We start from the raw sequence: 21,727 nt of genomic DNA, 5'->3' as shown, positions 1-21,727 counted from the left end.
GGAGTGTGCATGTCCGGCATGTCTGTCATGGCGTATAGGGCTTCCGTGGAATCCCCGGAGGCTTCCTCCGACGCCAGCTTTGCGCCCCCCTCGTCTGCCTCCTCGGCGGACTCCATTCACCCCCTCGAAACCACCGCATTGTCCCTCTCCTTCGAAGAGCAGGGCATGCTGGAAGCCTTGCTCGCTGGCCGGCTGACCCAGCCATTCGATCTGCTGGGCCCGCGCTATGCCAGCGCCAAGGGCGATGGCGCTGCCGTGCGCTGCTTCCATCCTGGCGCCGAGGCGGTCCGCGTGCGCTGTCGCCACAGCGGCGTGCTGCTGGCCGAACTGCAGCAGTACCCGGTCGATGGCCAGCCCAGCGGCTTCTTCAGCGGTCTCGTGCCCGGCCTCGAACAGCGCCGCCACGAAGTCCCCTATGTGTTGGAAGTGGACTGGCGCATCCCCGATGGCAGCCGCAGTGTGCAGTCCACCGAAGATCCCTATGCCTTCGGTCTGTTGCTGGGTGAGCTCGACCTGCATCTGCTGCAGGAAGGCCGACACCGCCAGCTGGCCGATTGCCTGGGCGCGCGTCCGATGGAGATCGACGGCGTCCCCGGCACCCGCTTTGCGGTCTGGGCGCCCAATGCCGAGCGGGTCTCGGTGGTGGGTGACTTCAACCAGTGGGATGGCCGCCGCCATGTGATGCGCTTGCGTCACGAACCGGGCGTGTGGGAATTGTTCATTCCGCGCATCGGTCCCGGCGACGTCTACAAGTACGAGATCCGCGGCCGTGGCGGTGTGCTGCTGCCGCTCAAGGCCGATCCGGTGGCGCGCGCCACCGAGCCGCCGCCCGCCACCGCGTCGGTCGTGGCCGATGCCCGTCCCTACGTCTGGCAAGACCAGCAATGGATGGCCGAGCGCGCCCAGCGCCAGTCGCTGTCGGCGCCCATGTCCATCTATGAAGTCCATCCCGCCTCCTGGCGGCGCGTGCCCGAGCAGGACCATCGCAACCTGAACTGGGATGAACTGGCCGACCAGCTGATCCCCTATGTGGTCGGCATGGGCTTCACCCATATCGAACTGATGCCGGTGATGGAGCATCCCTTCGGCGGTTCCTGGGGCTACCAGCCCATCAGCATGTTTGCCCCCAGCGCCCGCTTCGGCAAGCCCGAGCGCTTTGCCGCCTTCGTCGATCGCTGCCACCAGGCGGGCATCGGCGTGCTGCTGGACTGGGTGCCGGCGCATTTCCCCAGCGACCAGCACGGCCTGGCGCAGTTCGACGGCACCGCCCTCTACGAGCATGCCGATCCGCGCGAAGGATTCCACCAGGACTGGAACACGCTCATCTTCAACCTCGGCCGCAATGAGGTGCGCGGCTTCCTCATCGCCAGCGCCCTGGAATGGCTGGAGCATTTCCACGTCGATGGATTGCGCGTGGACGCCGTGGCCTCCATGCTCTACCGCGACTACAGCCGCAAGGAAGGCGAGTGGGTCCCCAATATCCATGGCGGACGCGAGAACCTGGAAGCCGTGGCCTTCCTGCGCGAACTCAACACCGTGGTGGCGCAGCGTTGCCCCGGCGCGCTCATGATTGCCGAGGAATCCACTTCCTGGCCCGGCGTGACAGCGCCGGTCAAGGAGGAGGGCGATCATCACGGCCTGGGCTTCAGCTACAAATGGAACATGGGCTGGATGAACGACACCCTGCGCTACATGCAGCATGACCCGCTGTTCCGTCGTTACCACCATCACGACATGACCTTCGGTCTCTTGTATGGATTCTCCGAAAACTTCATCTTGCCGATATCGCACGATGAGGTGGTCCACGGCAAGCGGGCGCTGCTCAACAAGATGCCGGGCGACCAATGGCGGCGCTTTGCCAATGTGCGCGCCTATTTCGGTTTCATGTGGACCCATCCCGGCAAGAAGCTCTTGTTCATGGGCAGTGAATTCGGCCAGCCCGACGAGTTCGACCACGACAAGTCGCCTTACTGGCATCTGCTGGACGAGCACGCTGGCCATCCGGCCGAACACCGCCAGCTGCGCCAGCTGGTCGGCGACCTGAACCGCCTGTACTGCAGCGAACCCGCGCTGCACCAGCGCGATTGCCGCGCCGATGGCTTCGCCTGGGCGGTGGGCGATGACAGCGTCAACAGCGTGCTGGCCTATTTCCGCTATGCCGATGAAGGACCGCCGGTGCTGGTGGTGGTCAATCTCACCCCGGTGCCGCGCGTGAACTACCGCATCGGCGTGCCCTCCATCGCACCGGGACACCACGGCGTCTGGCGCGAAGTCCTCAATACCGACGCCGGCCTCTATGGCGGCAGCAACAACGGCAACCTGGGCGCAGTCCAGGTGCAGGAGCTGGCCTGGCACGGCCATGCCGCCTCCATCGAGCTGACCTTGCCGCCCCTGTCCACCCTGATCCTGCGCAGAGAGTCCTGAGATGAGTGTTGCCTTTCCCGATCGCCTGATGCCAGGCTTGCCCTATCCACTGGGCGCCAGCTCCGATGGCCTGGGCGTCAATTTCGCCGTGTTCTCGGCCCATGCCACCCGCATGGATCTGTGCCTGTTCGATCCCTCCGGCAAGCGCGAGCTCAAGCGCATCGCCTTGCCGGAATGTACCGACGAGGTGTGGCATGGCTACCTGCCCGGCGCTGCGCCGGGGCTGGTCTATGGCTTCCGCGCCCACGGGCCGTACGAGCCCAACAAGGGCCATCGCTTCAACCCCAACAAGCTCTTGCTCGATCCCTACGCCAAGCGCCTGGTGGGGCAGGTACGCTGGACCGACGCCTTGTATGGATACCGTCTGCATTCGCCGCGTGCAGACCTGTCCTTCGACCGCCGCGACAGCGCCGCGGCCATGCCCAAGGCCATGGTCACCGAAGACGCCTTCGTCTGGGAACATGACCGCCTGCCGCAGGTGCCGTGGAACAAGACCGTGATCTACGAGGCCCACGTCAAGGGCATCTCGCGCCTGCGCGAAGACCTGCTGCCGCACGAACGCGGCACTTTTGCCGCCCTGGCCGATCCCGCTTTCATCGACCACCTGCTGCGCCTGGGCGTGACCACGCTGGAACTCATGCCGGTGCATGCCTTCCTGCAGGACAGCTTCCTGGTCGAGCGCGGCCTGCACAACTACTGGGGCTACAGCACGCTGTCCTATTTCGCCCCGGAACCGGGCTATCTCTCCATGGGCGACCCCAACGAGCTGCGCATGGCCGTACGCCGCCTGCACAGCGCCGGCATCGAAGTCATCCTGGACGTGGTCTACAACCACACCAGCTGCGGCAGCGAGCTGGGCCCCACGCTATCCTTCCGGGGCCTGGACAACGCCAGCTACTTCCGCCTGCTGCCCGGCCAGGAGCGTTACCACATCAACGACACCGGCTGCGGCAACACCCTGAACCTGTCGCATCCGCGCGTGCTGCAGATGGTGCTGGATTCGCTGCGCTACTGGGCGCAATCCTTCCATATCGATGGCTTCCGCTTCGACCTGGGCTCGACGCTGGGGCGCGAGCCGCATGGTTTCGATCCGGGCTCGGGCTTCTTCGATGCGCTGCTGCAAGACCCGGTGCTGTCGCGCCTGAAACTCATCTCCGAACCCTGGGACATCGGCCCCGGCGGCTATCAGCTGGGCAATCATCCGGCCCGCTTTGGCGAATGGAATGACAAGTTCCGCGACGACATGCGCAAGTTCTGGAAGGGTGACGAAGCCATGCGCGGCGCCTTCGCCCAACGCATGATGGGCTCGGCCGAACTGTTCGAGCATCACCGCCGCAAACCCTGGGCCAGCATCAACTTCATCGCCTCCCACGATGGCTTTACACTGCGCGACCTGGTCAGCTACAACGGCAAGCACAACGAAGCCAACGGCGAGAACAACAACGACGGCCACAATGACAATGCCAGCTACAACTGGGGCGCAGAGGGCGACACCGACGATGCCGCCATCCTCGCCAAGCGCGCCTGCGTGCAGCGCGCCATGCTGGCCTCGACATTGCTGGCGCAGGGCACGCCGATGCTGCTGGCCGGCGACGAGTTCCACCGCAGCCAGGGCGGCAACAACAATGCCTATTGCCAGGACAACGAGATTTCCTGGGTCAACTGGGATCAGGCCCGCTCCCCAGAAGGCGCGGCCCTGAGCGCCTTCGTGGGCCGGGTCACGGCCATCCGGCGCGACTTCGAGGTGCTGCGCGCCAGCTACTTCCTGCACGGCAGCCAGATGGTGGCCGATGGGCTGCCGGATGTGGCCTGGTTCGACGAAGCGGCGCGCCCGGTCTCCAGCGAAGACTGGAACAACCCGGTGGCGCGCGCCATCACCCTGCAACTGGCCGGCAAGCCCCAGGAATCGCACAAGCAGCTCAGTTCCCGCCTGCACGACGCCGGCCAGAGCGACAGTCCGGCCGAAGCGGCCGAGGCCACGCCCGATGTGCTGATGATCTTCGTCAACGCCGGCCATGAAGCCATCGACTTCCATTTCCCCCGCACCGAGGGGGACTACCACCTGCTGCTCGATACCGCCCAGGACACCGGCATTCCGACCGGCGAGGACGTGCGCCTGGTCCTGCCCGGCAGCGCCACCGTCCAGGTGCCGGCCCACAGCCTGCAGGTCTTTGCCAACCGGCCCCTGCACCTGGCCTCGGCCATCTATCCGCTGGCCGCCAACGAATGGATTGCCCGTAACGAATGGGGAGAACGCCCATGAGCGCCCGCTTTTCCTGGAACCTGCCCTTTGGCGCGCAGGTGACCGAACCTGGCCGTGTACGCTTTCGCGTCTGGGCGCCTGGCGCGCGCAGCGTCGCCGTCGACATCACCGGACGTGGCCGCCTGCCCATGGACGCCGAGCCACAAGGCTGGTTCGCGCTGGAGACCGCCTGTGATCCTGGCGCCACCTATCGCTATGTGTTCGACACCATCAGCCAGGGCGAGCTCGTCGCCCCCGACCCCGCCTCGCGCGGGCAGGCTGGCGATGTCTTCGATCCCAGCCTGGTGGTCGATGCGCAGGCCTACGTCTGGCAATACCCGCAGTGGCGCGGCCGGCCCTGGGAAGAGACGGTGCTCTACGAACTCCATCCCGGCGCCATGGGCGGCTTCGCCGGCATCCGGCAACGCCTGGCCGAGCTGGCCGAACTGGGCATCACGGCCATCGAGCTCATGCCGGTGGCCGAATTCCCCGGCGCGCACAACTGGGGCTATGACGGCGTGCTGCCCTTTGCGCCCGACGCCAGCTATGGCACGCCCGAGCAATTGAAGGCCCTGATCGATACCGCCCATGGGCTGGGCATGATGGTCTTCCTCGATGTGGTCTACAACCACTTCGGCCCGGATGGCAATTACCTCCACGCTTACGCGCCCGAATTCTTCCGCCAGGACATGCAGACGCTCTGGGGCGCGACCATCGATTTCCGCCGCCCGGAAGTGGATGACTTCTTCACCCAGAATGCGCTGTACTGGTTGCAGGAATATCGCTTCGACGGCCTGCGCCTGGACGCCGTGCACGCCATCTGCGAGCCGGCCTGGCTGGAAAGGCTGGGCCAGCGCATCCGCACGGAAATCGGCGGACAGCGCCACGTCCATCTGGTGCTGGAACATGATGGCAATGCCGCCCACCTGCTGGGCCACGGCCATCCTCCTGATGATGGCCGCAGCAGCCATGTCTATGACGCCCAGTGGAATGACGATGCCCACCACGTCCTGCATGTGCTGCTCACCGGTGAAGACAGCGGCTACTACGCCGCCTACGCCGAGGAGCCTGCGGCCAAGCTGGCGCGCTGCCTGCAGCAGGGTTTCGTCTACCAGGGCGAGGTCTCGCCGTATTCGGGGGAGCCGCGCGGCGAGCCCAGCGCCGACTTGCCGCCCACCGCCTTTGTCAACTTCCTGCAGAACCACGACCAGATCGGCAACCGCGCCTTCGGCGAGCGCCTGACCGTACTGGCCCATCCGCTGGCCCTGCATGCGGCGCAGGCGCTGGTGCTCTTGGCGCCGCAGATCCCGATGCTGTTCATGGGCGAGGAATTCTGCGCCGTGCAACCCTTCCTGTACTTCACCAGCCATCGTGACGAGGCGCTGGTCAAGGCGGTCCGGGAAGGGCGGCGACGCGAGTTCGCCCGCTTCCCGCAGTTCGCCGATCCGGCCTTGCTGGAGCAGATTCCCGATCCCAACAGCTTCGCCACCTTCGTCTCATCCATCCCCGAACCCGGCCCCGCGCCGGGCTCGGCGGCCTGTCTGCGCCGCGTGGCCGAGCTGCTGCACATCCGCAAGCTGCACATCGCCCCCTACCTGCGCGGTGCGCGGGCGCTGGAAGCGCGCGCCATCGGCCCCAAGGCCGTGCATGCGCGCTGGCGGCTGTCCAACGGCAGCGTGCTCAACATCACCGTCAACCTGGCCGAACAGGCCGTGCAAGAATCGCTGGACCAACTGGCCCAAAGCGCCGGCGCCGACGTCCTCTTCGACAGTGGCGGCGCGCTCGAGGCCGTGGCGGAAGGGCGCTTCCCCGGCCATGCCATCCTGGCCTTGCGCGAACCCGCGACGGGCGACGGGAGGTCTGCATGAGTAGCGCGACCCTGCAAGTGAAGCCGGTGCCCGCGCCTAAAGCCGCCAGGCTCGCAGCGGACGAGGACGATCTCGCCCGCCTGGCCCGCCGCGCCGGCATCGCCACGCACTGGACCGATGCCTACGACCAGCCGCAAGTGGTCGACAATGACGCCTTGCGCGCCATCCTGGAGGCCCTGGGCCTGCCGTGCGCGACGCCCGGCGATTGCCGCGACAGCCTGGCCCAGCTGGACCAGGAACAGGCGGTGGGCTACCTGCCGCCGCTGCTGACCGGGGTACAGCACCAGCCGGTGTGCTTGCCCGCGCATTCGCATCTGCACGGGCAGTCCTGCCGGCTGGAGCTGGAGAACGGCGCCAGGCTGATGCTGCTGATCTCTTCTGACCTGAACGCACCGCCGACCTTGCCGCCCATTGCCGTGCCGGGCTATCACCGCCTGCTGGTGGCGGGTCACATCCTCACCCTGGCCATCGCACCGGCGCGCTGCTACACCATTGCCGATGCGCTGGGCGAGCAAGCGGATGCACGCGGCTGGGCGCTGGCCGCGCAGGTCTATGGCCTGCGCAGCGACAGCCTCAAGCCGGCCCGCAAGGTCTATGGCGATGGCGGCATCGGCCACTTCGGTGCGCTCGCAGCGCTGGCGCCGCTGGCCAGCGAATACGGCGCGGCCGCGCTGGCCATGTCGCCCGTGCACGCCATGTTCACCGCCGATCCTGGCCGCAGCAGCCCGTATTCGCCATCCAGCCGCCTGTTTCTCAACCCCTTGCTGATCGACCCCGCCGCCATCCTGGGCGAGGCGGCTCAGGCGCAAGTGCTGGCCGAAGGCGGCTCCGAAATGATCGCCGCGCACGAACGCCTGCAGGGCGCGCCGCTGGTGGACTGGGCGCGCGCCGGTGCGCACCGCCTGACGCTGTTGCGCCGCCTGTATGCGCTGTTTCGCACCGAGCACGGCGCCGACCCCGCCCAGAGCGCCGCCTTTGCCGCCTTCCAGTCCCAGGGCGGCCCGGCCTTGCGCGCGCATGCGCTCTACGAGGCCTACAGCAACTGGCTGTGCCAGCAGGGCGCGCCCGGCTATTGCGACTGGCGGCAGTGGGGCGCGGCGGCCCAGCATCCCGATACCCCGGCGATGAGCAACTTCGCCGCCGACCATGCCGGCGAGATCGAATTCCACCTGTTCCTACAGTGGCAGGCCACGCGCCAGCTGGCGCATGCCCAGCAATGCGCGCGCGCCAGCGGCATGCCCATCGGCCTCATCGCCGACCTGGCTGTGGGCGCGGACAATGGCGGCAGCCAGGCCTGGAGCCACCAGGGCGAGATCGCCGCCGGGCTGACCGTGGGCGCGCCGCCTGACCGGCTGGCGCCGCTGGGCCAGAACTGGGGTCTGGGCGCGTTTTCGCCGTTGGCGCTGCGGCGCACCGGCTACCAGGCCTATCTGGCCATGCTGCGGGCCTGCATGGCCCAGGGCGGCGGCGTGCGCATCGATCACGTGCTGGGCCTGAACCGCCTATGGCTGGTGCCGCAGGGGCTGGGCGCGCAGGCAGGTGCTTACGTCGCTTATCCGCAGCAGGACATGTTGCGCCTGATCGCGCTGGAGTCCTGGCGCCACCGCGCCGTGGTCATCGGTGAAGACCTGGGGACGGTGCCGCCAGGCTTCGACCGGGACCTGGCCGAATCGGGCGTGGCCGGCATCCGCGTGCTCTGGTTCCAGCGCGACAAAGAGGGCTTCCTCCCGCCTGCGGAGTGGTCCGCCCAGGCCATCGGCGTGACCACCACGCATGACCTGCCCACCGTGGCCGGCTGGTGGACCGGCGCTGACATCGCCTGGCGGCATCGCCTGGGTCAGCTCGAAGAGGGCCGCGCCGCCGCCGAAGCCCAGCGCGCAAAAGAGCGTGACCAGCTTTGGCAGGCCTTGGTGGAGCAGGGCTGGGCCAGTGGGCCGGTCCCGCAGATCAGCGCTGCAGAGGCGGAAGACCTGGCCCAGCAGGCCTTGCCGCCGGTGCCCGAAGAATGCGCCATCGCCGTTGACGCCGCGCTGGAATTCGTCGCCGCCACGCCCGCGCCGCTGGCAGTGGTGCCGGTGGAAGACATCCTGGGCCTGGTGCAGCAGCCCAACCTGCCAGGCCTGACGGACCCCCATCCCAACTGGCGTCGTCGCCTGCCCGACGACACCCCGCAACTGTTTGCCTCCTACGCCGCCCGGGCGCGGCTGGAGCGGCTGCGCCGCGTGCGCGGCTACACCCCCAAGGAAACCTGATGCCTCACCAGCCCGACTCCGAGCTCGCTGCTCCCCCTGTCTCCCACGCCGCCCCGCTGATCCGCGCCACGGCGCGCTTGCAGTTGCATCGCGATTTCAATTTCGCGCAGGCCGCCGAGGTAGTGGACTACTACCAGCGCCTGGGGGTGAGCCACCTGTATGTCTCGCCCATCCTGACCGCCCGGCCAGGCTCCACGCACGGCTACGACGTGGCCGACGCCAGCCGCATCAATCCGGAACTGGGCGGCGAGTCCGGCCTGCGCCAGCTGGTGCAGCGCCTGCGTGCGGCGGGCATGGGCTTGCTGGTCGATATCGTGCCCAATCACATGGCGGTGGGCCGCCACAATCCCTGGTGGCAGGACGTGCTGCGCTGGGGCCGGGAGAGTCCGCACGCGCTCTGGTTCGACATCGACTGGGACAGCGCCGATCCCGCCTTGAAGGGCAAGGTCTTGCTGCCTTTCCTGGGCCAGCCCTATGCCGAGGCGCTGGAGGCGGGCGAACTGGTGCTGTGCCTGGACGCCGAGTCTGGCGAACTGTATGTGGAGCACTACGAACACCGCTTCCCCCTGGCAGCACCAGATCACGCCCTGGTGCTGGAGACCGCCGGCAGCCAGCGGCTGGCGGAGGTGATCGCCGCCTTCCGCAAAGCGATGCCGCAGACCTGCAGCGCCGCCTACGGGCTCTTGCGCGACCTGGCCCGCGACCCCGAGGCCCTGGCCGATATCGATGCGGCGCTGGCCGGCTTCAGCGCCGCCCAGCCGCATGGCCGCAGCGCCTTGCATCAGTTGCTGGAGCGCCAGCACTACCGGCTGGCCTGCTGGCGCAATGCCGCCGATGAAATCAACTGGCGGCGTTTCTTCGAAGTCAGTGAACTGGTGGGCATGCGGGTGGAACGGGAAGACGTCTTCGAAGCCATGCACGCCGAACTCTTCCGCCTCTATGCCGAGGGCCTCATCGACGGCCTGCGCCTGGATCATATCGACGGCCTCACCGATCCGGCGGCTTACTGCCTGCGCCTGCGCCAGCGCTTGCGCAGCCTGCGCCCCGGTCATGAACCCTATATCGTGGCCGAGAAGATCCTGGCCGGCGACGAAGCGCTGCCTGCCGCCTGGCAGCTCGACGGCAGCACCGGCTACGACTTCATGGAACAGTGCGCCGCCGTATTGCACGACGGCGATGGCGAACCGGTGCTGGACGACCTGTGGCGCGATATCGTGGCCGAGCTCGGCTCCAGCTCCAGCCAGGATTGCATGCAAGTGCATGGTCCGGCCGAGTTGTGTCATTTCCCGTCCATGGTGCAGCAGGCGCGGCGCAGTTTCCTGACACGCAATTTTGCCGCCGAATTCAATGTCCTCACGCACTGCCTGCACCAGCTCGCCCGCAGCGCCGTCACCACCCGCGACCTCTCGCTGATGTCGGTGCGGCGCTGCGTGGCTGAACTGCTGGTGCATTTTCCGGTGTACCGCACCTATGCCACCGAAGAGGGCATGCCCGCGCTGGAACGCGAACTGCTGGCGCGCACCGCCCAGCTCGCCGCGGCCAGGCTGCATCCGTCGGATCATCCCACCCTGCATGTGGTGGAGGGCTGGCTGGGCGGCGATCTCATGCTGCCCGTTGGCCAGGAACCGCGCCGCGCCCTGCAACTGCGCGCCATCGCGCGCTTCCAGCAACTGACGCCGCCGCTGACGGCCAAGTCGATGGAAGACACCGCCTTCTACCGCTATGGACGCCTGCTCTCGCGCAACGAGGTCGGTGCCGAGCCGGCGCAACTGGCGCTATCGATCGCCCATTTCCACCAGCTGGCGGCGCGCCGCGCAGCCCAGACGCCGGCCAGTCTGCTGGCCACCGGCACCCATGATCACAAGCGTGGCGAAGATGCCCGCATGCGCCTGGCCGCGCTCTCGGAAATCCCCGAGGAATGGGCCACCGTGGTGCGCCACTGGCGCACGCTGAACGCGCCCATCGTGGCCGCCACCGCAGGTGCAGAAGGCGGCATCGACGCCGCCGATGAGTACATGCTCTACCAGAGCCTGGTGGGCGTGTGGCCCGACGGCATGCGCGCCGGCGACGATGACCTCAGCGCACTGGAAGAACTGGCGGCGCGCGTGATCGCCTGGCAGCGCAAGGCCCTGCGCGAAGCCAAGCGTCGCAGCGACTGGATCGCCCCGCAAGCATCCTACGAAGCCGCCTGCGAACGCTTCACCCGGGCCTTGCTGTGCGATCCTGGCCTGGATGCGCGCCATCATCCCTTCCTTACCGGGCTGGAAGAATTCGTGCGCCGCCTGGCCCCGCTGGGCGCCATCAACAGCCTGTCGCAGACCATGCTCAAGCTGACCGTGCCGGGCGTGCCCGACTTCTACCAGGGCAGCGAGCTATGGGACCTGAGCATGGTCGATCCCGATAACCGTCGTCCGGTGGATTTCGACATGCGCCAGCGCCGCCTGGCCGACGCCATGAGCCGCCCGGTGTCGCTGCGCCAGTGGCAGAGCGGCGGCGCCAAGCAGCAACTGATCCATGCGGTCTTGCAGCACCGGCGCGCGCATGCGCAGCTGTATGCGCAAGGCCAATACCTGCCCTTGTCCACGCACGGCAAGCTGGCGCGACACGTGATCGCCTTTGCGCGGCTGTTGCCGGCGCCGGACGGTGCGCAAGGGCAGGGCTGGCAGGCCACCGTGGTGGTCTGTACCCGCCTGGCAGCGCATCTGCTGGCCTTTGACGGCGCGCGTGACGAAGCGCTGCCGCTGGTCTCCGCCGAAGTCTGGGGCGACACCCGCATCGTCCTGCCGGCGCAGCTCTCGCATGCGCAGGGAGAGGGGCTGCGGCAATGGCGCAGCGTCTTGACCAGCGGCGCCGGGCCGCTGGAAGAATGCGCCATGCCCGACGGCGAGCGAGGCGGCAGCATGACCGTGAGCGAGATATTGGGTAGCTTGCCGGTGGAGTTGCTGGAGTTGCGGCTCAGTTGAGCGGGAGCTTGCGTATCACGCGATTGAAGTGCTGGAGGGTGCGATGATTAGCCCGTCATGGAGGCCGGTGGGCGTCAATTTGCTGACATCGGCCCTGTTGATCCGTCCAGCAAAACACGAATGCGGCGCAGCAAAGAAGAGCCGGGTGCGGGTGCTGCAATCACACCGCATAGCGCTTCGCACCAACCCGCCCCCCCTACGACGCAGATGCGCCGCAGGGCGCAGGATACCTGTCGGGAAAGGCCGACATTGCGGTGCAGCAATTGCCGTTTTTCCTACAGGGAAATGGGCCGCCGTCCTATCCCGGCCTGCGCGCTTGCGCCGCTAACATCCCTGCAGTCCTGCGTGCCGCCCGGCAAGATCGCTGGCCGCGCCGCGCATGCCTTTCGACCACGGATGGCCGCCTGTGCAAGCAGACTTTCCCCCTGTCTTGCGCTGCGCAGGAAGCGCTGATGCAGTGCATCAGGAATTCATCAGGAGTGGCCCGGCACAGGTCGCCGCTGTATCTGTTTCCTGATCTTGCCTGCGTCCCCGGCCACCAGCACAAGGAGCTGCCTTCATGACCACGTTGCCCGCCGCCGATCTGCAATTGCCTCTGTTTGTCTATGCCCAGCGCGAGTCGCTGACCGGCAAGAGCGCATGGCGGTCCCTGCAGGAACACTACCGTGACCGCGCCCGTCATTTCCAGCTCGCGCGCCTGTTCGCCGCCGATGACAAGCGCGGCGAGTCGCTCACCGCTGAGGCCGTGGGCATCTATCTCGACTATTCCAAGAACCTGGTCACCTCCGAGACCATGGCCTTGCTGATGCAGTTGGCCCGCCAGTGCGGCCTGCCTGATCGCATCGAGGCCATGTTCCGGGGTGATCGCATCAACCTGACCGAGAATCGCTCGGTCCTGCACACTGCCTTGCGCAAGCCGGCCAGCGAACGTCTGGTGGTCGATGGCCAGGACGTGGTGGCCGAGGTCCAGCAGGTGCTGCGCCGCATGGAGGGCTTTGCCCGCCAGGTGCGCAGCGGCCAGTGGCTGGGGCATACCGGCCTGCCCATCCGTCATGTGGTCAACATTGGCATCGGCGGCTCCGATCTGGGGCCGATGATGGCCTATGAGGCACTGCGGCCCTACAGCCACGACGACCTGACGCTGCATTTCGTCTCCGACGTGGATGGCGCCGCCATGCTTGATACGGTCCGCGGCCTGCCCGCCGAGCAGACCCTCTTCATCGTCTGCTCCAAGACCTTCACCACCCTGGAAACCATCACCAACGCCACCGCCGCGCGCGCCTGGCTGGTGCAGCAACTGGGCGCCGAAGAAGCAGTGGCGCGCCACTTCGTGGGCGTGACCACCAATATCGAGGAGGCGCAGCGCTTCGGCATCGATGCGGACAACATGTTCGGTTTCTGGGATTGGGTCGGTGGGCGCTATTCGATGACCAGCGCCATCGGCCTCTCTACCATGGTCGCCATCGGGCCGGAACATTTCCGCGCGATGCTGGAAGGCTTCCATGCCATGGATGAGCATTTCCGCAGCGCGCCCCTGGAGAGCAACCTGCCGGTCATCCTCGGCATGCTCACGGTCTGGTACACCAACTTCTTCGGCGCGGCCAGCCAGGCAGTGCTGCCTTATAGCCAGCATCTCAAGCGCCTGCCGGCCTATCTGCAGCAGCTCACCATGGAAAGCAACGGCAAGCACATCACCGTCAATGGCGAGCCGGTGGACTACCAGACCTCGCCGGTCTACTGGGGTGACAACGGCATCAACGGCCAGCACTCGTTCTACCAGATGCTGCACCAGGGCACGCAACTGGTGCCGTGCGACTTCATCGGTCTGTGCCAGCCGCAGCAGGCGCTGGGCCAGCAGCATGAACTGCTCATGGCCAACATGTTCGCGCAATCCGAGGCGCTGGCCTTCGGCAAGGATGCCGACCAGGTGCGCCAGGAGGGTACGCCCGAGGCGCTGGTGCCGCATCGCGTCTTCGAGGGCAATCGCCCGAGCAACAGCATGCTGCTGCAACAGCTCACGCCCTACAGCCTTGGTACGCTGGTGGCGCTGTACGAACACAGCGTCTTTACGCAGGGCGTGGTCTGGAACATCGATTCCTTCGATCAGTGGGGCGTGGAGCTGGGCAAGCAACTGGCCAAGCGCACCGCGCGCGAATTGATCGACCACCAGCAGCCGCTGCATCACGACAGTTCCACCAATGCCCTGATCCGGCGCTACCGGGCTTGCAGCACGGCAACGCAGTCGGCCGCGCGCCGGCAGCAGGCCGCTTGATCACCTTGGATGCCGGCCATTGCGGCCTGCGGCCCACCCTGAGGAGTCGTCCATGAGCACCATCATCGCCGCCCGCTTCGAGCTCCAGGAAGACGCCAGCCGCGCCGTAGAGGCGCTGGTGGCGGCGGGCTATCCGCGTGAGCGCATCAGCAGCTTCTTCGTCAATCCAGCCGGCCAGCATGACCGTTTCGCCCTGGGTGGTGACCGCGACAAGTCGCCCGGCGCCGAGGATACCGATCGGGGTGCGGCTGCCGGCGTCGCCGCTGGCGCGACCGCCGGAGCCGCAGCCGGTCTGGCCGCTGCGCCAGTGGCCGGGCCGCTGGGTCCGGCCCTGGGTGGACTGGTCGGCGGCCACGTCGGCGGTCTGGTGGGCAGCCTGGGGGCAACCGATGAGCAAAGCGCGCCGCGCCGCGCGGCCGGGATGCTGGTGGCCGTGCAGGTGGGCGACCAGCAGGCCGAGCAAAAGGCGCTGGATTGCCTGCGCAGCCTGCATCCGGAAGACATCGAGCGCGCCCAGGGCGAGATCCGCGCCGGCGATTGGGATGATTTCGATCCCCTGGCCGCGCCGACCTGGATACAGCCGCCCGTGAGCTGAGCCAACCGCAGGAGAGCTGATGAACTGGCCCGGAGCCTGTGCTGCCGGGCCTTGTTGCGTTTACGCCCTGACAATTGCTTATCGGAACATGTCGGCGGATGACTGCGTGGACTGTTTGTGAGTTTATAATCGTACGTAATAATCACTTACAGGATCATTACGCGGGCAAGCCTCATCGTGGGCAAGAAGGCAACAGCCCCACGGCAGGCTAGTGGCGTGGTCCGCACCAGGCAGCACAGAGAACAATTCCAACGGGGGCGCTGCGTGAGCAGGGCTGGGTGTCGTAACGAGCATCATGAAGCGGGCATACGCAGATGAGATTGCTGACCAAGGGCTTGCTGATCGTGGCCATTCCTGGCCTGTTTGAAATCGTGTTGCTGGCCGCGCTCTTCAAGTCGCAGGCCGATGCCGCCGACGCCGAGCGCTGGGCGGCGCATTCTGCCGAAGTGATCAACAAGGCGGCCGACGTGCGCGAACCGCTGTTGCTGGAGTCGGCGCGCATTCGCAACGCCATCATCATCGATGACCCCAGCCCCATCAGCCGGCCGGAGCTATGGACCGACCTGGAAATCAAGCTGGGCGATCTGGCCCGGCTGGTGTCCGACAACCCCGAACAGAGTCACAGCGTGCAGGCCTTGCGGGAGCTGGTCGGTCAATTCCGCGTCTGGGCCGACAGCGCCCGCGAGCGCATGCAGCGCGGCCAGCGCGATGAACTGGTGCGGCAATTGCGTGACGAGCAGGGGCCACACCGGCTCTCGGACTTCCTCAATCGCCTGGACGGCTTCCTCAACGAGGAGCGCCATCTGGGCAGCCTGCGCAACCAGGCGCTGCAATCGGCCCGGCAGACGCAGACGGCCTGGCTCATTGCGGCCGTGATCGGTTCCATCCTGGCGGCGGCGCTGGCCTCGGTGGCCTTTACGCGCAGCATCGGCGGTCGCATCTCGGTGCTCATCGTCAATGCCCGTCGCCTGGCCGATGGCCTGCCACTGGCGGCGCGGGTGAAGGGGCATGACGAGATCTCGCTGCTCGACGACGCCTTGCATCGCAGCAGCGAACGCCTGCAGGAAGCCTCACAGCAATCGGAGCAGTATCGCAGCCAGTTGGAGCGGCGCGCCCGCGAGCTCACCGAACTCAATGCCGACCTGTTGCAGCAGACCCAGGATAACGAGATGTTCATCTACAGCGTCTCGCACGACCTGCGCTCGCCGCTGGTGAACCTGCAAGGTTTCAGCAAGGAGATCGGCCACGCCACCACGGACTTGCTCAACGCGGTACAGGCGCTGCCGGTGCCGGACGCCGACAAGGCCAAGCTGCGCAGCGTCGTGGCCGACGATATCCAGCCGGCGCTGCGCTTCATCCAGAACGCCGTCACCCGCTCGGCAGGCATCATCGACTCCATGCTGCGGCTCTCGCGCGCGGGTCGGGTGGAATACCAGCCGGTGATGCTGGACATGAACGTGATCGCCCAGCGCATCGTCGCGGCCATGAGCGGCAGCATCCGCGACAAAGGCGCGGTGGTGGAGGTGGCCCCCGAACTGCCGCCAGCCTTTGGCGATCCGACCGCCATCGAGCAGGTGCTGGGCAACCTGGTGGGCAATGCCGTGAACTACCTGGACCCGGCGCGTCCGGGCCGCATCACCATCGACCATCTGCGCGAAGAAGGCGGCGCGGCCACCGGCCCCGAGACCAATGTCTATGTGGTGCGCGACAATGGCCTGGGCATCCCGCCGGCCTACATGCACAAGATGTTCATCGCCTTCCAGCGCCTGCACGGCAATGCCGCGCCGGGCGAGGGGATCGGTCTGGCGCTGGTCAAGCGCGTGGTGGAGCGGCATGGCGGCCGCATCTGGGTGGAGTCCACCGAGGGCCAGGGCAGCAGCTTCTACGTCGCCTTGCCGGCCCGTCCGCCGGCGCCGGTCTGACCCGCATCCCAAGATCCATAGCCAACGAGGAGAATCGCATGGCCACAGAACAGAGCGTCAATATCATCCTGGTGGAAGACGACGACGGCCATGCCGTCCTGGTGGAGAAGAACCTGCGCCGCGCCGGCCTGGTCAACGGTTTCGTGCGCCTGCGCGATGGCCAGGAGGCGCTGGATTACCTGTTCGATCCGCAGCGCTCTCGCACCGAGCTGCAACAGCTGGTGGTGCTGCTGGACGTGAACATGCCCCGCGTGAACGGCGTAGAGGTGCTGCGCCGTCTGAAGGCTGATCCGGTGCTCTCGGCCATTCCGGTGATCATGCTCACCACCACCGATGACCCGCGCGAGATCGGGCGTTGCTATGAATACGGCTGCAATGTCTACATCACCAAGCCGGTGGAATACGAGGACTTCATCGAGGCTATCCGCAGGCTCGGCTTCTTCCTTCAGGTGGTCAAGCTGCCAGGGCTGGCGGCGGCCCAGAAGGGGCCTGAGCAGCCATGAGCGAAAGGGCTGCCCATATCCTGATCCTCGAAGATGACGATGGCCTGCTGGCGCTGGCCTCACGCGTACTGACCCGGCGCAGCTACCGCGTCACGGCAGTCGCCGATGCCCAGGCGGCGCGCCTGGCCGTGGATGCGGAGCAGCCGGATGTGCTCATCGTCGATTACAACCTCCAGAGTCCCGATACCGGCCTGGATTTCTTCCGCAGCCTGCGTGCGGCGGGATTGCAGACGCCGGCCATCATGGTCTCGGGGGTGTCGGACGAATTGCGCATCATCGAAGCCCTGCGCGCCGGGGTGGCCGATGTCTTGCCCAAGACCAGCGACTACCTGGACCATTTGCCCGAGGCGGTGGCGCGGGTGCTGGAAACGCAGCGCGCTGCACGCAGGCAAGCCGACAGCGTGACGCGGCTCAAGGATGAATTCCTCGCCACGCTCTCCCACGAACTACGCACGCCGCTCAACGCCATTGTCGGCTGGACCCAGTACCTGCTCAATGATCACTCCGACGCCGACCGGCTGGTCAAGGGGCTGCAGGTCATCGAACGCAATGCCCGCCTGCAGGCGCAGATGGTGGAAGACCTGCTGGACATGAGCCGCATGCTGGCCGGCAAGCTGCGCCTGGAAACGCGGCCGATGGACCTGGCCAGCGTGGCTGAGGAGGCCATTGCCGCGGTGCGTCCGGCGGCCGAGGCGCGGCAGATCGAGTTGCATCCTGCGCTGGGACAGGGCGGGGTGATCCTGGGAGACCCGGCGCGCCTGCAGCAGGTAGTGTGGAACCTGCTGATGAACGCCATCAAGTTCACGCCCCGCCAGGGGCGCGTGAGCCTGTCGCTGCGCCAGCACGATGACACGGTGGCGCTGGAGGTCAGCGACAACGGACGCGGCATCAAGGGTGAATTCCTGGGCAGCGTGTTCGATCGCTTCACCCAGGAAGATGTCAGCACTGGCAGCACCGGCAGCACCGCCAGTGGGCTGGGGCTGGGCCTGGCCATTGCGCGCCACCTGGTGGAGCTGCACGGCGGACAGATCCGCGCCGCCAGCGCTGGTCCCGGCATGGGAGCGGCCTTTACCGTGACCCTGCCATTGGCCGCCGCCGGGTCCGGCGCCAGCGCCAGCGAAACGCCGCCGGCCTGAAGGCGGGCCTGCCTTGGCCTGGCTCAGTCAGCCAGGATGGGCAGGGTGACGGTAAAGGTGATGATGTTGTTGTCGCAGCTGACCGCGATCTTGCCGCCATGGCCGTGGACGATCTCGCTGACGATGTACAGCCCCAGTCCCAGTCCGCGCGTATTGCGCTGGTTGCCCAGCGATTCCTTCTTGTAGGGCTTGAAGAGATTGCTGCGCACCGGCTCGGGAATGGCCGGGCCGTGGTTGGAAACGGCGATGGTGAGCACGTCCTCGCGGCGGAACACGATGAGCGTGGAGGGCTTGCCGATTTCACCGTGGTGGCGCGTGTTGGAGATCAGGTTGGAGACCACCTGGCTGATGCGGTCACCGTCGAGCGCGATCTCGCCGCAGTCTTCGGCTTCGAGGATGATCTCGTTGTCCGGATAGGCCATGCGGGCTTCACTGACGATTTCGCTGACCATCTTGCGCACGTCCACGGGGCGCCGCTGGATGTCCAGTCCCATGCCGCTTTGCAGGCGGCTGATGTCCAGCACCTGGGAGATCAGGCGATGCATGCGGCTGGAAGAGGACGAGATGCGCTTGCTGAGGTTGGAGCTCGAGGGCGAGTGCTCGCGCACCTCGATCATGCGCGCCGCCATCATGATGGCTTGCAGCGGATCGCGCAGGTCGTGGCCCAACGTGGCCAACAGGGTTTCGCGGGCGCGCTTGACCAGGTTCTCATTGGTCAGCGCCACTTCCTGCAAGTCCAGCCGCAACTGGCTGGCCGCCTCGGTCTGGGTCTTTTCCCAGGGCAGGCTCTTGCCGCGCACGGTTTCCTTCCAGACCGCGAAGGAGCCGCGCGGCGTGAGGCGCGGACCGAGCGGGCCGATGCTGTATTTCTTTTCCGGATTGCCGCCCCAGCGCACGTCTTCCACCTGTTCATTGCGGAACCAGAAGGCATAGCCGTTCTGTTCACGGTAGAAGCGCACCGCCAACACGCCGCAGATATCGCCCATGGCCGCCTTCAGGTCGGGCACGTCAGCGCCTAGCGAGCTGGTGGAAAAGAGGTCTGCGCTGTGGTGTTCATTGAGCCAGTTGATCAGCGCGTTGACGCCCTCGCGCGAAGGCGCCTTGCCGAAGACCTGGGTCTTGCGGTCCAGCGTGATCGCGCCGCCATGCGCATTCATCAGCCGCAGGAAGCTCTCGGGGGCGCTCGAGAGGGCCAGCACCAGGTCCTCGCGGTCAGTCACCTGGGCCACGATCTCGCGCCGCAGCGCGGTGCTGTCATCGAGCGCACGCGCCCGTTCCCCATTGAGGTTGCGCTCCACCAGCGCACTGACGAATTGCGACAGCAACTGGCAGGACATGCGCACCGCGTGCGGGACCAGGTGCGGGCTCATGTGGTGGCAGGCGATCAGGCCCCAGAGTCGTTCACCGATGACGATGGACAGGCTCATCGACGCACCCACGCCCATGTTGCTCAGGTATTCGATATGCACTGGCGAGACGCTGCGCAGGATGCCATGGCTCAGGTCCAGCGCCCGCCCGGTCAGCGGATTCAGGTCGGGCTGCAGCGGCACCGTGGGCGCACCCACGTCGGCGATCAGGCGGATCGGGTTGATCACGTACAGACGCCGCGCCTGGGCCGGGATGTCGCTGGCCGGGTAGCGCTGGCCGAGGAAGGATTCGAGATCCTCGCGGCGATGTTCGGCCACCACTTCGCCACTGTCGTCGTGCAGAAAACGATAGGCCATCACGCGGTCAAAGCCGGTGATGCGGGCGATCTCGTCCACGGCCAGGCTGAGCAGGTCGGCCACTGACTGCTGACGCTGGATGCGCTGGATGGCCTGGTGGGCGGCGAGGGCGAAGCTGTCCAGCGCGGCGACGTCGGCCGGGCGGCGTTCGAATTCAGCGATGAGCACGCCCTCGGACTTGTGCGTGACCAGGTCGAACACGCCCGCCGGCAACACCAGCATGCGGGCGTCCACATAGCCGTAGCGGTCTTCCAGTGCAGCCTGGATGACGGCGCGGGCGCTGGCGTCCAGATGGGCCTCGCCAAGCGCCTGGCCCACTTCGGGCAGCGCACCCAGCAGCGTGCTGGCGTTGGCGCTGCGGCTGGCCAGCGCGCCATCCGGCGCAAAGCACAGCAGGGCGCCATGATTCTGGATGGAACCGGGAATGTGGATCGGTTCGCTATCACAGTTGCTCAGGTCGACAGTGCGGTGGCGGCCTTCATGGTACGGGTTGCTCATGTATTACTTTCTTCCCGATGCCAGCCATTACGGGGCGTCGAATTGTCGCCGCGCAAGAAGCGCCGGCGAGCGTTGGAGGGTGACCAGTGAAGGGGAGGAAGGACAAGTCCGATGGGTCAACACACTCAGCCGGGGCGCTGGCCAGGTGCTTGCTTGTGCTTGTCCTTGTTGTGGGGAAAGTCTCATTATAGGCGGCGTCTTCCTTTTGTGCTTGATAGTTAACAATTTAATGAGAGTCCCGAGTCTTCCCGGCGGTCCGCCCCGTCTCGCCGGCGCGGCTCGGGACTGCCCAGGACAGGGAACTTCCCTGTTGTCCTACAAATCAATCCGATGGCGTCCGATAGGACTCATCCATGGTGTGGCCCTAAGATCGTGACACTCGCAGAGACCATCCGCCCGGCAGGTACCGGGAGGAGGCGGCGCAGTGGCGCCGTGCGGTGAGAGGACACGCTGTGCATCGGTCAATTCGTGCATTCCGTGTAGTCGTCCAGGGGCGGCTTGCTTCGGCAGGCGCGCTCTTCCAGTTTGCCTGGACATGGCTACAATGAATTGGTCGAATGGCGCAGCAAATCGAATGGACAGGGAGCCAATCAGTATGCCGTCGATGATGCACAGGGAAAGAATCGATCGCAGTGCCGGCCAGGCTAGGCCGCTGGCGCAGCAGTGGAATTGCCGGTCCCGGCCGGCCAGCACCGCGAACGGAAGACCAACCGTCAAGCTGACGTTGCCAGCAGTCCGGCGCACCCATTGCGCGCCGGTTTTTTGAGCAGGGTAGCCGCATGGACAAATCTGATTCCACCCATTCTTCGGGCCTGCACATTGCCATTCCGCAGGGTGACTGGGCCGCCTATCGCGACCACATCGCCAGCCAGGCGGCCGCCGAGCAGGCGCCCCCACCAGCGGCACCAGCGGCCGATGAGATGCAGGCGACACAGCCCCAGGACACGGCCGGTCAGCCCTTGCATGATGAAGAAGACGTGCTGGCCTACCGACGCCGTTGCGCGCGCGCCTATATCGGCATGAACGGCCGTCTGGGCGGGCGGGCCTACCGTCCCAACGAACCGGTGATCCTGACCCAGGAAGCGGTGCAGGAACTGGCTGAGCTGAACCGTCTGCTGCGCGAGGAACGTGCGCAGAAGAAACGTACGCTCTGAACATGCGGGCCGGCGCAGGCCCGTACGATGAGAACGAGGCACGCGGCACGCTTGTGCGCAAGGCGCTTACCGTATAATCGGGCGCCATTGCGCGCTGTCCGGCTGGTTCGCAGCGGCAGGGCCGCAGGGCCGCACAGGCGACAGCGGCCACACAGGTCAATTGCAGGCGCAACC

Annotated in this window: 12 protein-coding genes; 11 read left to right on the top strand and 1 reads right to left on the bottom strand. The window is 66.6% G+C overall.

Translation table 11 applies throughout. The features are described from left to right. Positions 1-9: 9 nt before the first annotated feature. The 10 genes from glgB (at position 10) to ACP92_RS12435 (ending at position 18,177) form a co-directional block, all read left to right on the top strand. Entirely contained in the window at positions 10-2,424 is a 2,415-nt protein-coding gene (glgB, locus tag ACP92_RS12480; protein ID WP_013234481.1) for a 1,4-alpha-glucan branching protein GlgB, read from the top strand. Position 2,425: 1 nt separating this feature from the next. Next, entirely contained in the window at positions 2,426-4,687 is a 2,262-nt protein-coding gene (gene glgX / locus ACP92_RS12475; RefSeq protein ID WP_013234480.1) for a glycogen debranching protein GlgX, read from the top strand. Next, entirely contained in the window at positions 4,684-6,534 is a 1,851-nt protein-coding gene (treZ, locus tag ACP92_RS12470) for a malto-oligosyltrehalose trehalohydrolase (RefSeq protein WP_013234479.1), read from the top strand. The genes glgX and treZ overlap by 4 nt, the downstream gene beginning before the upstream one ends. Beyond that, positions 6,531-8,786, top strand: a complete 2,256-nt coding sequence (malQ, locus tag ACP92_RS12465; protein WP_013234478.1) for a 4-alpha-glucanotransferase — start codon at positions 6,531-6,533, stop codon at positions 8,784-8,786. The genes treZ and malQ overlap by 4 nt, the downstream gene beginning before the upstream one ends. Beyond that, the gene (gene treY / locus ACP92_RS12460; protein WP_013234477.1) at positions 8,786-11,749 is read left to right on the top strand and encodes a malto-oligosyltrehalose synthase; all 2,964 of its coding nucleotides are present in this window, start codon (positions 8,786-8,788) and stop codon (positions 11,747-11,749) included. The genes malQ and treY overlap by 1 nt, the downstream gene beginning before the upstream one ends. A 559-nt stretch (positions 11,750-12,308) precedes the next feature. Next, complete coding sequence (pgi, locus tag ACP92_RS12455; protein ID WP_013234475.1) at positions 12,309-14,021, top strand: glucose-6-phosphate isomerase; 1,713 nt, start codon at positions 12,309-12,311, stop codon at positions 14,019-14,021. 52 nt (positions 14,022-14,073) lie between these two features. Next, complete coding sequence (locus tag ACP92_RS12450; RefSeq protein ID WP_013234474.1) at positions 14,074-14,616, top strand: hypothetical protein; 543 nt, start codon at positions 14,074-14,076, stop codon at positions 14,614-14,616. Between the two features lie 314 nt (positions 14,617-14,930). Then, on the top strand, positions 14,931-16,538 hold the full coding sequence (locus tag ACP92_RS12445) for a sensor histidine kinase (RefSeq protein WP_013234473.1): 1,608 nt from the start codon (positions 14,931-14,933) through the stop codon (positions 16,536-16,538). A 38-nt stretch (positions 16,539-16,576) separates the two neighbouring features. After that, a complete protein-coding gene (locus tag ACP92_RS12440) occupies positions 16,577-17,041 on the top strand; it encodes a response regulator (RefSeq protein WP_013234472.1) in 465 nt (154 codons plus the stop codon). Further along, positions 17,038-18,177 (top strand): hybrid sensor histidine kinase/response regulator, encoded by a 1,140-nt coding sequence (locus ACP92_RS12435; protein WP_048348563.1) that lies wholly within the window; start codon positions 17,038-17,040, stop codon positions 18,175-18,177. The genes ACP92_RS12440 and ACP92_RS12435 overlap by 4 nt, the downstream gene beginning before the upstream one ends. A gap of 23 nt (positions 18,178-18,200) precedes the next feature. Here the strand turns inward: ACP92_RS12435 and ACP92_RS12430 are convergent, their stop codons facing one another. Further along, the gene (locus ACP92_RS12430) at positions 18,201-20,399 is read right to left on the bottom strand and encodes an ATP-binding protein (protein ID WP_013234470.1); all 2,199 of its coding nucleotides are present in this window, start codon (positions 20,397-20,399) and stop codon (positions 18,201-18,203) included. Between the two features lie 779 nt (positions 20,400-21,178). On the opposite strand from ACP92_RS12430, the gene ACP92_RS12425 reads away from it, so the two are divergent. After that, a complete protein-coding gene (locus ACP92_RS12425) occupies positions 21,179-21,553 on the top strand; it encodes a hypothetical protein (RefSeq protein ID WP_041310764.1) in 375 nt (124 codons plus the stop codon). Positions 21,554-21,727 lie beyond the last annotated feature (174 nt).

This window comes from Herbaspirillum seropedicae (genome assembly GCF_001040945.1).
GTDB classification, from domain to species: Bacteria; Pseudomonadota; Gammaproteobacteria; order Burkholderiales; family Burkholderiaceae_D; genus Herbaspirillum; species Herbaspirillum seropedicae.
This window is presented reverse-complemented; position numbering and strand designations above follow the sequence as displayed.